The 15,189-nt window shown below is 42.9% G+C and carries 10 protein-coding genes; 1 reads left to right on the top strand and 9 read right to left on the bottom strand.

Features of this window, described 5'->3' with window-relative positions:
• Window positions 1-307: 307 nt before the first annotated feature.
• The gene (locus IWX76_RS09755; protein WP_196859707.1) at window positions 308-1,273 is read right to left on the bottom strand and encodes an acetyl-CoA carboxylase carboxyltransferase subunit alpha; all 966 of its coding nucleotides are present in this window, start codon (window positions 1,271-1,273) and stop codon (window positions 308-310) included.
• Between the two features lie 242 nt (window positions 1,274-1,515).
• On the opposite strand from IWX76_RS09755, the gene IWX76_RS09750 reads away from it, so the two are divergent.
• Window positions 1,516-3,945 (top strand): TonB-dependent receptor domain-containing protein, encoded by a 2,430-nt coding sequence (locus tag IWX76_RS09750; RefSeq protein ID WP_196859706.1) that lies wholly within the window; start codon window positions 1,516-1,518, stop codon window positions 3,943-3,945.
• Window positions 3,946-4,002: 57 nt separating this feature from the next.
• On the opposite strand, the gene IWX76_RS09745 is transcribed toward IWX76_RS09750, so the two are convergent.
• The 8 genes from IWX76_RS09745 to IWX76_RS09710 all read right to left on the bottom strand — a co-directional run bounded on the left by IWX76_RS09745 (window position 4,003) and on the right by IWX76_RS09710 (window position 15,176).
• Window positions 4,003-4,446, bottom strand: coding sequence for a hypothetical protein (locus tag IWX76_RS09745; RefSeq protein ID WP_196859705.1), 444 nt, complete (start codon window positions 4,444-4,446; stop codon window positions 4,003-4,005).
• A 22-nt stretch (window positions 4,447-4,468) separates the two neighbouring features.
• On the bottom strand, window positions 4,469-5,815 hold the full coding sequence (locus IWX76_RS09740; protein WP_196859704.1) for an MFS transporter: 1,347 nt from the start codon (window positions 5,813-5,815) through the stop codon (window positions 4,469-4,471).
• A gap of 11 nt (window positions 5,816-5,826) precedes the next feature.
• Window positions 5,827-7,623: an alpha-amylase family protein gene (locus IWX76_RS09735; protein ID WP_334641615.1), complete on the bottom strand. Its 1,797-nt coding sequence runs from the start codon at window positions 7,621-7,623 to the stop codon at window positions 5,827-5,829.
• Window positions 7,624-7,625: 2 nt separating this feature from the next.
• Window positions 7,626-9,932, bottom strand: a complete 2,307-nt coding sequence (locus IWX76_RS09730; protein WP_196859703.1) for a glycoside hydrolase family 65 protein — start codon at window positions 9,930-9,932, stop codon at window positions 7,626-7,628.
• 10 nt (window positions 9,933-9,942) lie between these two features.
• Complete coding sequence (gene pgmB, locus IWX76_RS09725; protein ID WP_196859702.1) at window positions 9,943-10,611, bottom strand: beta-phosphoglucomutase; 669 nt, start codon at window positions 10,609-10,611, stop codon at window positions 9,943-9,945.
• Between the two features lies 1 nt (window position 10,612).
• A complete protein-coding gene (locus IWX76_RS09720; protein ID WP_334641614.1) occupies window positions 10,613-12,454 on the bottom strand; it encodes a glycoside hydrolase family 13 protein in 1,842 nt (613 codons plus the stop codon).
• Between the two features lie 111 nt (window positions 12,455-12,565).
• A complete protein-coding gene (locus IWX76_RS09715; RefSeq protein ID WP_196859700.1) occupies window positions 12,566-13,570 on the bottom strand; it encodes a SusE domain-containing protein in 1,005 nt (334 codons plus the stop codon).
• A gap of 19 nt (window positions 13,571-13,589) precedes the next feature.
• On the bottom strand, window positions 13,590-15,176 hold the full coding sequence (locus IWX76_RS09710; protein WP_196859699.1) for a RagB/SusD family nutrient uptake outer membrane protein: 1,587 nt from the start codon (window positions 15,174-15,176) through the stop codon (window positions 13,590-13,592).
• Window positions 15,177-15,189: the final 13 nt, after the last annotated feature.

Raw genomic sequence — 15,189 nt, 5'->3', positions numbered from 1 at the left:
ACAAAAAATTGCGCAATCCCGTATAAACGATTCAGGCAGCAAAATGTCATTGAACTTTGCCCAATAGGTAAGTGACCCTTATATAGCCGTTAAGAGGGGGTCGGAAGGGTGTTTAGACGGCTGTAGCCGTTCAAAGGCCCTTCAAAGGCCCTTCTAACCCCCTTCTAAGGCCCTTATAACTAAGAATTGATGACGGATTTTTTTTTGCAGAAATGATCATATAACCTAGGCCGAAAAAAAGGTTGTAAACAAAAAAAGGTTGCTTCGCAAGAAACAACCATTTGTATGCTATAGAGAATAGCAGAAATTAATCTTCAGTAACCCTACCCATTGCACAGAATTTATCAATTCTTTCTGCAACAAGCTGGTCCGTATCTTTATTACCAAGGGTAAATAAATCTTTAATAATTTGTTCTTTTAAAGTAACAGCCATTTGTTCCGGATCCTGGTGTGCACCACCCAGCGGTTCCTTTACAATACCATCAATCAACTTGTTGTTGTACATGTCGCTCGAAGTCAGTTTAAGGCATTCTGCGGCTCTTTCTTTGTAATCCCAGCTTCTCCATAAGATAGAGGAACAAGATTCAGGAGAGATCACCGAGTACCAGGTATGCTCTAACATATACACCTTATCGCCAATACCGATACCTAAGGCTCCGCCAGAAGCACCTTCACCCACTACGAAACATAAAATTGGCACACGAAGCACCGACATCTCCAGTAAGTTTCTGGCAATGGCTTCTCCTTGTCCGCGTTCTTCTGCTTCCAGGCCAGGGTATGCACCCATGGTATCAATAAAAGAAATTACTGGTTTGTTGAATTTTTCGGCAAGCTTCATTAAACGAAGTGCTTTTCTATACCCTTCCGGGTTAGCCATTCCGAAGTTACGAAACTGGCGTTCTTTTGTATTTTTACCTTTCTGGTGACCAATAATCATGACCGTTTGGCCACTAATGGTGGCAAAGCCGCCAATGATAGCTTTATCGTCTTTAACGGTTCTGTCGCCATGGAGTTCAATGAAATCATCGCAAATCATGCTGATGTAGTCCAGTGTTTGTGGTCTTTCTGCATGGCGTGATAACTGAACTTCCTGCCAGCCGCTTAAGTTGGCATATATGTGATTTCTGGTCTCCACCAGCCTTAGCTCCAACTCCGTTAGGGTAGCAGACATATCTACTTTGGTTTTATCAGCAACCTGTTTAACCTTTTCAATTTGCTGGATTAATTCAGCAATAGGTTTTTCAAAATCAAATGATGTTTTTATCTGTTCCATAAGTGGGCGGTAAAAGTAGGCAAAATTTCCTGAATTTGTCAAGCCAGTTTTACTAAAGGTGTGATATTCACCAGGGGAGATAATTATGTTATTCTAGCTGGTAAATTCTTGTTGCCCGAAATAGACGCTACTCACCGGAACAGAACAGGAACTCACCGCTCCAAAACCTCATTTCACTTACTTTAACATATTTTCTTGTAACTATCGGCATCAATCTGTCGTCTTAATACAAAGACCCTTACATGAAAACTTTATACACAACCCTATTTTTAGTTATTTTTTATCTCGTTCCCAGTTCCCTTTTTGCACAGGAGTCAGTAGAACTTAACGGACTTATCAAAGACGACAAGCAAACCCTGCCATCGGCTACGGTGTTGCTTTATGCCGCAAAAGATTCTTCATTAGTATCTACTGCCATCACCAATGGAGACGGGAAATACCTGATCCATGCGAAAACCGGTAATTACTATATCGTAGCCACCTCCATTGGTTATAATAAAATTAGCACCAAAGTAATTTCCTTGAATGGGGAAAAAACTCATACTGTTCCAACGATTACCTTAGCTGAAACCACAAGAAGCCTGAATGAGGTGGTGGTGACCTCTACAAAACCAGTACTGGAACGACGTGCCGACAAGCTGGTGTTTAACATTGATGCCACCCCTTCTGCTGCTGGCTTAAATGCACTAGAGGTACTTAAAAAAGCACCTGGAGTAGTAGTTGATCATAACGAAAATATCTCACTTTCCGGAAAGAGCAATGTTTTGGTTACCCTTGATGGTAAACAAACTTATTTGAGTCAGGAAGAAGTAGTCAACCTGCTGAAATCAATGCAGAGCAGCGAAATAGAAAGCATAGAGATCATGAACAACCCGGGTGCCCGTTATGAAGCAAACGCCACCGGTGGAGTGATTAACATTAAAACGAAGAAGAGCAAGGCTGATGGCTTTAACGGTAGTGTGGCTCTAGGTGGCGGATACAATAAACGCCCATCCAGCAATAATTCCATCAACCTCAATTTACGCAAAAAAGCGGTTAACGTATTTGGCTCTTACGGCTATTACACCAGTGAATACGAGGAACATTTAGAAATAGACCGCATTACACCGGGCAGCGCAAACCGCTTGTTTTTTAGTCAGAGAAACAATGACAGCTCAAAAAATCATTCGCAGAATTTTAAGATCGGAACTGATTTTTTTCTATCTAAAAACCACACGGTAGGCTTATTGGTGAAAGGAAATATCGGCGATTGGAAGCAAAGGGGCTATAGCGTAACCAATATTGGAAGTAGCTTTGAGCGTGCAGACTCGGTGTTGAAAACGCCAAGTAACTCTGGCCGGGACCGCAAAAACTTCTCCTATAACATCAACTATAAAGGCGTACTGGATACCGCTGGTCAGGAAATAACCATAGACGCAGATTATTCCAGTTATGATGGCGAAAACGATGCATTTTACCAAAATCGCTTCTTCCTTCCTGATGGTAGCTTTTTCAAAGATGGTCAAATCTACCGCAACTTTGCCCCTTCGAGCATTAACATAAAAGCCATCAAAGCAGATTATGTGTTGCCCCTTTCAAAAGCATTTAAACTGGAGGCGGGTATCAAATTTGCATCGGTAGAAAGTGACAACAACTTTATTTTTGAAAACCAGGTTGGCGATGGCTGGCTAATTGATGCAAACCGCAGCAACCGCTTTAAATACAGTGAAGAAGTTGGTGCTGCCTATACTACATTAAGTGCCACACTGGGAAAGTTCTCCTTCCAGGCAGGCTTAAGGGCTGAAAACACGCATTCTATTGGCACATCGGTTACGTTAAATGAAGTAGTGGACCGCAATTACACTAACCTGTTTCCTTCCTTATTTGTGAGTCGTAATTTCAATGCCGATAACATCCTGAACTTCTCCTATTCCAGAAAAATTAACCGTCCTAACTACCAGAATTTAAATCCTTTTATCTTTTACCTGGATCAGTATACGTATAATCAGGGCAATCCCAACTTGAGACCAGAATTTGCGAATAACTTTGAAGCGACGTACTTATTTAAGCAGAAATACAGCATCGCATTAGCATACAGCCATACTTCGGATATCATTACACAGATTTTATTGCAAAATGCTGCATTGAATTCCATGTACCAGACCACCTTAAACCTGGCCACAGACGAGGTGTTTTCATTAACCTTAAACTTCCCAATTACTTTCACCAAATGGTGGAACGTAAACAACAACATATTGGCTTACCATAAACAATTAAAAGCGCCAAACTTAAATGGCTATGATTTAAATTCAAGTCAGTTTACCGGTAACATTTACATGCAGCATAACTTTACGCTATCGCCATTATTTAGTGCCGATGCGGGTATCTTTTACAGCACGCCGCAAATTGATGGCGCATATAACCTAAATACTTTTTTCACCAGTGATGCCGGGTTGCGCTATAACTTCCCGAATAAGAACGGAAACTTAAAATTGGGTGTAAGTGATGTGTTTCATTCACAGAAACCAAGGATCACCAGTACGCTGGAAGGAAATGAGTACGATCTGAAACAATGGGGCACAACAAGGGCGGTACGACTAACTTTTACCTACAGGTTTGGAAAGTCGACAGTAAAGTCAGAGCGTAGTCGTAAGACAGGTCTTGATGACGAGCAGAAACGTTTAGGGCAATAGGTTCTTTACAACCCGGTAATTCTAAAAGACACCGAATATCTTGTAAATGCAGCGGCATTACAAGATATTCGGTGTCTTTATAAATACGAATTTTACGCTGTCATATCGAATAGGCTGACCTGCTCTAAAAAAAGGGATATTAAGGTATACACTTTGTTTACCTTCACCCATCACTAGTTTATCATCCTTTTTTAAAAAGGCTATAGCAATTCTTTTCCATTCTGACCCATAGTGTAAATAGTGAAAATCACCTAATAAGGTATCTCCGTTTATCCGACCACGCACCTCACCGGAGTCTGTATACTTGTTATTAAAGCTAATTGCACACTTGCCTTTAAAGGTAGTACCCTTCACCACCAGATTAAGCCGGGCAGTATCAGCGCCATTAATAGCTATATAGGAGGTTTTTAAAGCGCTGTTGTCCACTTCATTGGGTCGGTTACAACCAAAAAAAGCAAACAACAGTGCTGATATTATAAGTAGGTGGCGTATGTCTCTCATCCAATGATGTTAAAGATAACATTTAAGCTTTATTATCGCGGATATACAACACCGATACCGCACCAAGGATCATAAATACCCCTGCCATCACAATAGCATAAATGGCCTGACCGCTGTAAAATTCCTTGACGATCATTCCACCTAAAAATCCATTGATGATTTGCGGCATGGTGATGAAAAAGTTAAATATACCCATGTAAACACCCATTTTCCTAGCCGGGATAGAACTCGACAAGATGGCATAAGGCATAGATAAAATACTTCCCCAGGCTAAACCTATTCCAATCATGGAGAAAATTAAGTAGTCAGGATCGGTAATGAAATAGATCGATAACAAACCGATACCTCCGGCCACTAAGGAGAAAGCATGTGCAATTTTCTTGCTCGTTGCCCTGGCAATAGATGGCAACAACAAGGCATAGATTGCAGATATACCGTTATAGATACCAAACAAGAAGCTCACCCAGTTTCCGGCATCGGCGAAAGCCACAGAAGAGGTATCACCAGGAACTACCTTATAAATATGTTGTGCAATTGCTGGCGTGGTAAATACCCACATGGAGAACAAAGCAAACCAGGAGAAAAACTGAACTACCCCCAGTTGCTTCATGGCCACTGGCATGGTAGAGAAATCTTTGAAAATGGACATTAACCCTTTATCTACCTCCGCAGGCTCGTTATGGTAAAGTTCCATTTCCTCTGGCGGATATTCTTTAGTAGTCACTACAGTCCACAGAATAGTAAAAATCAGGATGGCCGCACCAGCATAAAAGGAAAACACCACATTATCGGGCACCTGCCCTGCCGCAGCCACTTTTGAAGCACCTAAATACTCCGAAAACACGTAAGGCAACCAGGAACCAGCGATGGCTCCGGCACCAATTAAAAAGGTTTGCATGGAGAAACCAAAGCTTCGCTGACTTTCGGGAAGCTTGTCGGCAACCAGCGCACGGAAAGGTTCCATGGCCACGTTGATCGAGGCATCCATAATCATCAACATCCCTGCACCAATAATAATAGGAGGCATAAAGCTGGCCATGGTACCTGCATTGGGCATAATCATTAGCGCAATGGCAGTAAGGATGGCACCAACAAGGAAAAATGGTCTTCTCCTGCCAAAACGGTTCCAGGTTTTATCGCTGTAATAACCAATAATCGGCTGTACAATCATCCCGGTCAAAGGCGCTGCTAACCAAAAAAGAGAAAGGTGTTCTACATCTGAACCGAAGGTTTGCAGAATCCTGGAAGCATTACCGTTTTGAAGGGCAAAGCCGAACTGAATACCGAAAAAGCCGACACTCAGGTTAAAGATCTGCGCAGTGCTTAACCTTGGTTTAGTTAATAAAACTTTTTCCTTTACTTGTTCCATATGGGGATGAATTAAAATGCTATAATTTGAGCGCCTACGGCGCCTAAGTTTACTTTAATGCTCGTTGTGGTATGTGGTAAAATCGCATTGCTTAACATGTCCTGTGCTTTCTCTATAGGCCTGCCACCTAACACCTGTTCTGGAATGTGCACTTCGCTGTTCACATGAAGTTCACGGTTAAAGTTAACCACAATCAGCAAACGTTCGGTTGCGGTATATCGAACATAGGCATACATCCGGCTGTTGGTTTCGCCGTTAAGCGCCACTTCCATAATGTCACCTTTTTTGATGGCTGGTGAAATACCTGCGATGTGCATGATTTTCTTGTATTGCTCGCGCAACGCTTTTTGATCATCACTTAATTGTCCGCCATCAAAAGCGCCGTTATTCATCCATTTCTGGTGCTCAGGAATTCCCCAGTAATCAAATATGGTACTGCGGTTATCGTCGCCACCAAAACCTTCGCTGCCTTTGGCAGGTTCGCCCACTTCCTGACCGAAATACAGCATGACCGGACCGCCAGATAAGGTAGCTGAAACCACCATGGCTGGCATGGCCAGTTCTGCCTGACCAGCAAAACCGGCGGAGGCAATACGCTCTTCATCGTGGTTTTCCAGGAAACGCAGCATTTTATGGTTAAAGGATTGTTTTTCTACCTGCCATGCTTTTCTGATTTCATGAACATCGGCATCGTGTTCGTTGCGGATCAGTTTTTTCAGTCCATCATACAAACCTACTTTATCATACAGGTAATCGAATTTACCTTCGTTAAAATAGGTTTCATAGGCTTGAGGGTTATACGCCTCACCAATGAACACCATATCCGGGTATGCTTTTTTAACTTCAGGGATCACCCAGTTCCAGAATTCTACCGGAACCATCTCTGCCATATCGCAACGGAAACCGTCTACACCTTTTTCGGCCCAATACAACAGGATGTCTCTTGTTTTAAGCCAAACGGGTGGCATGGGGTCAAAATATTTCTTTTGGCCATCAGCATAATCCACACCATAGTTTAACTTAATGGTTTCGTACCAATCGTTAATACTAGGCGTAGCCGAAAACACGTCGTTTCCAGTTGCTTTGGCTGGATATTCCTCAAATTTGTGATCCTGCATCGCCGATAGCAGGTTATGCGAGGTATCAGGATTTACAGGGGGAACCAGCTTTTGGCCGGGTACATAATAATAATCGTTTGTTGGCGAAAAGGCTTTGCTGCGGTCGTCATGCTCACCGAAATCTACCACACCCTTTGGGCGAGTTACAGAATGGTAACTGCGGGCAACATGGTTAGGCACGAAGTCGATAATCACTTTCATGTCTTTTTTATGGGTACGTTTTAACAGGGCTTCAAATTCGCTCATCCTGTTTTTAACATCTACTGCCAGATCCGGATCTACATCATAGTAATCGCGAATGGCGTATGGCGAACCTGCACGGCCTTTTACGACGTCAGCATCATCGGGTTTAATGCCGTAGCTGCTGTAGTCGGTCAGGCTGGCATGGGCAATCACACCGGTGTACCAAACATGAGTGGTACCCAGTTCACGGATACCGTCAAGCGCCTTATCGTTGATGTCGTTAAACTTACCACTACCATTTTGTTCGATGGTACCATAGACCACGTTAGCGGTCTGTTTATTGCCAAAAATGCGAGGCAATAACTGGTAAATCATTAATTTATTCGCATCCATATTTATAAGTGTTGGGCGTAGCTTTTTACGCTTTTTTTGCGCATATGTTGCTTGGGCAAGGCCTGCCAGCAACATAAAAACCACCATGAACTTAAGAAATCTACTCCTGTACATGTTTAATAAGTAATTGTTTTTTGTCCCTGTGGAATTTCATAAGCCTGATCAAATACCTGTACCGTTAGGGTTTCGGGGGCATCGTTTGTAATGCTGATCTCGGTGGAAGTGATTTTGATTTTTAGTGTAGTGCCCCTGAAGGTAATGTTAAAGGAGAACGATTTCCATTGTGAAGGCACAAAAGGACTAAATTTTAACTGGTGATCACGAACACGCATACCAGCGAAACCTTCCACAATACTCATCCAGGTTCCAGCCATCGAGGTAATGTGCAGGCCGTCCTCGGTATCATTGTTATAATCGTCAAGATCTAAACGTGCTGTACGCAGGTAAAACTCGTAAGCTTTTTCGCCGTCATTTAACCTTGATGCCAGGATGCTGTGCACACATGGCGATAAAGAACTTTCATGAACCGTACGGGCTTCATAGAAGTTAAAGTTACGGCGCAAGGTTTCCAGATCGTAATTGTCTTCAAAGAAATAAAATCCTTGTAACACATCCGCTTGTTTAATAAATACTGAACGTAAGATCCTGTCCCAGCTCCATTTCTGGTTTAAAGGGCGATCGGCAGCTGGTAAATCGGCAACCAGCATTTGCTCTTTATCTAGGAAACCATCCTGTTGTAAAAACACGTCGGCTTTTTCGTCGTAAGGATAGTACATGTTGTCGGCCACATTTTTCCAGTCGCCAAACTCTGCGGCTTCCTGTAAATTGGTCTTGGCCACGATCTGGCTGTATAATTCAGGTGCATTTTTTTCGACAATAGCTGCTGCCTCAACTGCATAATTTAAACACCAGGCGGCAAGGGTATTGGTGTACCAGTTGTTGTTGATGTTATTCTCGTATTCATTCGGACCGGTTACGCCCAACATCACGAATTTGTTTTTATCGCCACTCCAGTTTACCCGTTGTTTCCAGAAACGGGCAATGCCGATTAGGACTTCCAAACCATATTCCTGCAGGTAACTTTCATCACCTGTATAGCGGATGTAGTTGTAAATAGCAAAAGCGATGGCACCGTTACGGTGAATCTCTTCAAAGGTGATTTCCCATTCGTTATGGCATTCTTCACCATTCATGGTCACCATCGGGTAAAGTGCAGCGCCATTGTTAAAGCCTAATTTCTGAGCATTTTCAATTGCTTTTTGCAGGTGTTTATAACGATAGATCAACAGGTTTTTAGACACTTCTGCCGGTGCGGTTGCCAGGTAGAAAGGAATGCAATATGCTTCAGTATCCCAGTAGGTAGAACCTCCGTATTTTTCTCCTGTAAATCCTTTCGGGCCGATGTTTAAACGGGCATCTTTACCGGTATAGGTTTGGTTCATCTGGAAGATGTTGAAACGGATAGCCTGCTGTGCAGCGACATCACCTTCAATCAGGATATCACTTTCCTCCCATTTCGTTGCCCATGCAGCCGCCTGATCGGCTAGCAGCTGGTCAAAGCCAGTCGCTGATGCACGTACTAAAACCTGGCTGCTTACTTGTTGCAGTTCGTTCTTCGCATAGTTCATCGACGAAATGTTGGTGGCAATTTTGTAGATGTCGGCATGTTCACCTTGTTTAAGGTTTACCGTAGCCGATACACTGACAAACTTGTCTTTATTTTCTTTGGCGGCTGTGAATGCTACAGCCTGCCCATGAAGCAACAAGCTGGTCTTGGTTGCTGTACATACTTCAAATTCCGTTTTCTTGGTTCTCAAGGTCAGGTAAGTGGTATCACCATCTTCCTGGCGACTCACCTCATCCCAAAACTTCTCTTCGTAATTGGAATCCTGGTTTTTTACGTCACCATCGGTAAAAGAAGTAACTGTAAGCTGGCCATCAAAATTAAGGGCGGTAAGTTGGTAGTGTAAAGCGGCCACTTCATCATCAGCCAGGGAGCAAAAGCGTTTGGCTACCACGGCAATCTGTTTACCACTTGATAATTCGGCTGTAAAAGAACGTTGTAAGTAACCTTCTTTCATATTAAGCAGGCGCTGGAAAGCAGAAACCTTAGCCTGACTCAGGTCGATCACCTCACCGTCAATGCTCAGGTGTAAACCGATCCAGTTGGCAGCATTTAATACTTTGGCAAAATAATCAGGGTAACCGTTTTTCCACCAGCCTACACGGGTTTTATCCGGGTAGTAAACACCGGCTACATAATTTCCCTGCAAGGTTTCGCCCTGGTATTGCTCCTCAAAATTGGCACGCTGGCCCATGCGGCCGTTACCTATACTAAATATACTTTCAGATATCTTATTAAGATGCGGATCGAAACCCTCTTCTATAATATTCCATTCCTCTGCTTGTATGTAGTTTTTCATTGTTCTATCGTTATCCCCCGATTAGGGCTTTTATGTCTTCAACGGTAATTTCTGAAAGGTCTTTTACGTAAACGTGAGCACCTATTAAATTCTCTGGAAGGCCTACGCCAACCACCTTCATGTTTGCAGCAAGTGCAGCATCTATCCCAGCCTGTGCATCTTCAAAGACTACACTCTGTGCAGGTGTTACCCCTACCATAGTGGCGCCTTTAACAAAAACTTCAGGATCTGGCTTGGAAGCCGATACCAGGTTACCATCCACAATGGCGTCAAAAAAATGGGTAAGCTGTGTTCTTTCTAAAATAACACCCGCATTTTTACTGGCCGATCCGAGGGCAATTTTAAATCCGGCTTGTTGTAAAGCAGTTAATAAGTCGATGGTACCAGGTAAAACTTCGGCAGCAGTCATCTTATTGATCATGCCCACATACTGGGTGTTTTTGCTGGTTGCCAGTACTTCTTTCTCCTCCGCTGTTTTCTCTACCCCACCCCAGGCCAGGATCATATCTAGGGAGCGCATGCGGTTTACCCCTTTCAGGTGTTCATTCTGTGCTTCAGTAAAATCAAAGCCCAGATCGTTGGCCAGTTGTTTCCAGGCCTTGTAATGATATACTGCTGTATCGACCAGCACGCCGTCTAAATCGAAGATGCAGGCTAAATTTGAATGTTGTTCTTGCATATTATTTTAAAGATAAAACCAATGATCCTTTTGCAGGAACAGTGATGGTTTTAATTTGATTAATGGTTTCGCCAGTGATGACATTGGTAGCCGTAGTAGCCGTACCTATGCGCTCATCAAACCTGGAAGTAGCTAGGGAAAGTTCTTTATCTTCGGTGTTAATAATAACCATAACAGTGCTGGTATCGGTATACCTAAAGTACACATAAATACCATCTTGTGGCACATATTGCATCAGCTTTCCTGTTTGCAGCGCATCGCTGTTTTTACGGAAGTTTGCCAGGCTGCGGAAATGATTAAATGCATCATTTTCTGCTGCAGTACGGCCTTCAGCCTTGAATTTATTGGTGGTATCACCTTTCCATCCACCAGGGAAGTCAGAACGAACCAAACCATCAGGGTTGGAATAGTTTTTCATTAAGATTTCTGTACCATAGTATACCTGTGGAATGCCTCTCATGGTTAACAATAAAGTCATGCCTGCTTTGTATTTCTTGATGTCTTCGTTCACCATCGAATAAAAACGACTCATGTCGTGGTTATCCAGGAAGATCACGTTTCTGCTGGCATCCTGGTATAAGAAATCCTGCGCAAGGGTTGCATATAAACGGTAAATACCATCGGTCCATCCTGATTTGCCGTTAAGGGCTTCATAGATGGCATCTTTTAAAACGGCATCAGTAATCCCAGGGAGTTTCGTATCAAAACCACCGTTAACAGTGTTGCCACCGGTAAAGAAAGCCTGACTGGCTACGGAGTTCACTAAAGTTTCACCAAAGATGCCTAATGTTGGGAACTCTGCACGCATTTTTTCTGCCCAGTCGGCAAGGTAAACCGGATCGCTATAAGGATAAGTATCTAACCTCAGCCCGTCAATACCTGAATACTCCACCCACCAGATGTGGTTTTGGGTCAGGTAATTTTGCACAAAAGGGTTACGTTGGTTTAAATCGGGCATAGAAGGCACGAACCATCCGTCTAACATTCTTTTTTTGTCGGCTTGAGCACCATGAATATCCATTACCGGTTGATCGCGGTAGCTGGTTTGTGTGTAAGCTGGCCATTGATTTACCCAGTCTTTCATAGGCATATCGGTAAACAGGTAATGTCCAGTTCCGATGTGGTTATGCACTACGTCTTTAACTACTTTCATCCCTTTGGCATGAACCTGTTCTACATAACTTTTGAACAACGTATTGGTACCGTAACGGGCATCGATTTTATAATGGTCAGTTGCCGCATAACCATGGTAAGAAGCCAATGGCATGTTATTTTCTATTTCCGGAGTCATCCAGATGGCGGTTACGCCTAAATCCTTAATGTAATCCAGGTGGTTAATTACGCCTTGTATATCACCACCATGACGGTAATACATAGAATCGCGGTTTAATTTTGTTTCCTGCATACCTTTAACCACATCATTTTTAGGGTCGCCGTTAGCAAAACGGTCCGGCATGAGCAGGTAAATCAAGTCTTTGTTGGTTACGCCCTGTATGCGTGAAGCCGACTGATCTCTATTCTTCAGTTCGTAAACGTACTGTAATTTCTTTTTACCCTGTTGTGTAAATACAATTGGGAATTTTCCGGCCTTTGCATCAGCAGAGATGTTTAGGTCAAGGAACAGGTAATTTGGATTTTCTACTTTGTGTACTTTCACTAAGGTTACACCCGGGTAGTTAAGTTGTGTTTCCAGAGATGCGATGTTTTCACCGTGAACCAATAGCTGCACCTGAGGGTTGTGCATGCCTACCCACCAGAACATGGGTTCGATACGTTCTAACTTTTGTGCTTGTACCATTTGAGTGGCCAGCAGGAAAAACAAGATAACGGATAACTTTTTCATCAGCATTTAATTTGTTTTATGACGTTCATGAATGAAGCCATGGGTAATGTGAAAAATTTACATTAAAAAACCCTGCAAGAACAATGTTCTTGCAGGGTGTATAGAAATTGATTAGATTTTTACTAGGGTGTATTTCAGCGTTGTGGTATTTAAAGTAACCGTATACGTACCAGCGGTTGCCACTTTGATGTTTGAACCACCTTTTACAGCGTCGCCAGCAGTACCACCGTAGTCTACATCCCATGCGCGGTTTTTTCTGAATTTAAACTCCCCTGCACTTAAGGTAGTGGTTACGGACCATTGACCCTTGGCATAAGTCATTTCCGTATCGCCATCCCATCCTTTTGCAGTAGCATCACCAATCAATCCGTAAACGATCGGGGTGAAAGTGATGGTATTTACGTTAAGGTCAGCAACGATTTCGTAAGCACCTGCAGCAGGAGCCATGATATCGCCACCAGTGGTGCTGATTTTACCTGCACCTGCAGAGCCGTAACCTACGTTCCAGTTTTTACCAGTTGTAATTTTAAAAGCCAGGTTACCTGGGGTAAAACCAATGATACCACTGTAAATGCTATTTCCAGTTTCAGAAACCAGGCTATCCGCCGTTTCTGGTGCCCAACCCTGGTAAGCGCCCGGTACGTATACCCATGCGGTTAAAGGGAAAGGTTTTGCATTCAGGCCTACCACATTACTGTATACCGGCGTAACTGCATTTGAAATAGACGATTTTACACGCATTTCAATATCCGTACCTGCAGTAAAAGGCAGGTTTAAGGATAGTAAAAGGTTATTCAATTCTAAACCATTGAAGGTTTTTGTAAGGGCATTGGTCTCCAACAAAAACTCTTTTGTTGTGGTAAAGTTATCGCCTTTTACAGCCACTTGTAAAGTGTTGCTTATGGCAGCCTGGTAACCGAAATCGGCAGCAGTCCAGTTCAGGGTGATCACTTCTGCATCCAGCATGGATTTATCTAAGGCAACAGTAGCTGCCGAAGCGCTTAATGTTCCTCCGTTTCCGCTGGTGGCGATGAGTTGGGTTTCGTCCTTCTTACAGGACCATAGTCCCACGGTCATTAAACCGAGGGCTACAGTTTTTATGATGAATGATTTCATAGCTGTTTTCAAATATTTATTAATAACCTGGGTTTTGAACTAAGTTGGTGTTGGCAATTAAATCTGCCGTAGGGATAGGGAAAATGTTTCTCGTTTGAGCAACACCCGTTCCTGCTTTAACACCACCTTTGAAAGGCCATACGTAAGATGATTCTGTGAATCTTTTGTAACGTACTAAATCTGTGCGTCTGAAACCTTCCCAATACAATTCACGTCCACGCTCGTCAATAAACATATTCACGTTTAACACGGCAACGTTTCCATTGGAGTTGCCATAAGCACGTTCACGTAATGCATTAAAATAGGTTAAGGCTGCTGCCTGGCTACCACCGTTACCACCACGGGCAACTGCCTCACCATAGATTAAATATTGCTCTGCTAACCTGAACAATGGGAAATCTAAAGAGGCAAAAGTTCCACCATTTGAAGGCGCTGGAATACCTGCAGAAGTGGTATTTTTGAATTTAGTAATTCTTAAACCATCAGAGAAAACAGCAACATCATCGTTGGCTACTTTTGTACCGAAGAACATGGCGCGTTTATCTGTTGCACCACTGTAATCAGTAAACAATAATGGCAGGTTACTTCTGCTTCTGTTACCACCCCAGCCACCGTTAGGAATACCAAATGATTTAGGATCCATTTCTGCATTAACTGCCGCGTTGATCAGGTAAGTGGTACCCCCGAAGTTCTCGCTCTTAACACCATCGTAATTGATGGTCAGAATCATTTCGTTACTACTCGTTTCTTTACTATCTGTTCTAAACAGGTTTTTGTAATCTTTGGTTAAAGAATAACCCGCATTGATTACTTTACTTGAGTAAGTGATCGCCTCTGTGTACTTTGCTGTACCTGTGTAAACCTCTGCGTTCAGGTAAAGTCTGGCTAATAAAGCCCAGGTTGCACCTTGATCTGCACGACCGTATTCATTTGAACGTGAAGCTGGCATTTCTGACTCAATAGCCAACAATTCTGACTCTACGTATTTAAACAAGTCTGCACGGCTAATTTGTTTCGGAGAAACTTTACCAATTAAATCAGCTTCTGTAACGAAAGGTGGATTACCAAAGTTATCCATCAATACCCAGTACTGGAATGCACGTAAAAAACGGGCTTCCGCTCTGTACTTCTGTATGTCTGTTGCATCAGCACCTGTGATGTTACGTTCAGCCAGTTTTTCTGGCGTGCTCTCCCGAAGGAATTCGTTAGCTATCGTAATCTGGTACATACTTCTCGAGTATAAACCTCTCAAAAAGATGTTATCTGTAGACCATAGTGAAGTATTCAATTCAGGCAAACCTACGTCACCCCATGAACAAAGAGCCTCATCAGTAGGCAATTCCTGCGCTGTCCAGAACAACCTCAAGAAGTCAGAGAAGCCTGGATCTAAACCGCCAAGGTCACTTGCACCAGCACCAGCTGCACCTGTTAAACCAAAACTTGCGTATATTTTAGCTAATGATTGTTTGTAACCTGCCGGTGAGTTATACACATCGGAAGCTATTTTATCGTTAACCGGAGTTAGGTTCAGGTCTTCTTTTTTACAAGAAACAACTGACACCAATAAAACCAGGGATAAGGTTAATATTTTATGTAAATTTTTCATTCTTCTTTTTTTT

Origin of the sequence: Pedobacter sp. CAN_A7, from assembly GCF_015752175.1 — a bacterium.
Lineage (GTDB): Bacteria > Bacteroidota > Bacteroidia > Sphingobacteriales > Sphingobacteriaceae > Pedobacter.
The sequence above is the reverse complement of the archived record's forward strand: the minus strand, read 5'-3'. Positions and strand labels throughout refer to the sequence as shown.

What these genes read in the sequence shown, in the direction of transcription:
- IWX76_RS09755 (WP_196859707.1), bottom strand. Translation starts at nt 1,273, where the DNA reads ATGGAACAGATAAAAACATCATTTGATTTTGAAAAACCTATTGCTGAA.
- IWX76_RS09750 (WP_196859706.1), top strand. Translation starts at nt 1,516, where the DNA reads ATGAAAACTTTATACACAACCCTATTTTTAGTTATTTTTTATCTCGTT.
- IWX76_RS09745 (WP_196859705.1), bottom strand. Translation starts at nt 4,446, where the DNA reads ATGAGAGACATACGCCACCTACTTATAATATCAGCACTGTTGTTTGCT.
- IWX76_RS09740 (WP_196859704.1), bottom strand. Translation starts at nt 5,815, where the DNA reads ATGGAACAAGTAAAGGAAAAAGTTTTATTAACTAAACCAAGGTTAAGC.
- IWX76_RS09735 (WP_334641615.1), bottom strand. Translation starts at nt 7,623, where the DNA reads ATGTACAGGAGTAGATTTCTTAAGTTCATGGTGGTTTTTATGTTGCTG.
- IWX76_RS09730 (WP_196859703.1), bottom strand. Translation starts at nt 9,932, where the DNA reads ATGAAAAACTACATACAAGCAGAGGAATGGAATATTATAGAAGAGGGT.
- pgmB (WP_196859702.1), bottom strand. Translation starts at nt 10,611, where the DNA reads ATGCAAGAACAACATTCAAATTTAGCCTGCATCTTCGATTTAGACGGC.
- IWX76_RS09720 (WP_334641614.1), bottom strand. Translation starts at nt 12,454, where the DNA reads ATGAAAAAGTTATCCGTTATCTTGTTTTTCCTGCTGGCCACTCAAATG.
- IWX76_RS09715 (WP_196859700.1), bottom strand. Translation starts at nt 13,570, where the DNA reads ATGAAATCATTCATCATAAAAACTGTAGCCCTCGGTTTAATGACCGTG.
- IWX76_RS09710 (WP_196859699.1), bottom strand. Translation starts at nt 15,176, where the DNA reads ATGAAAAATTTACATAAAATATTAACCTTATCCCTGGTTTTATTGGTG.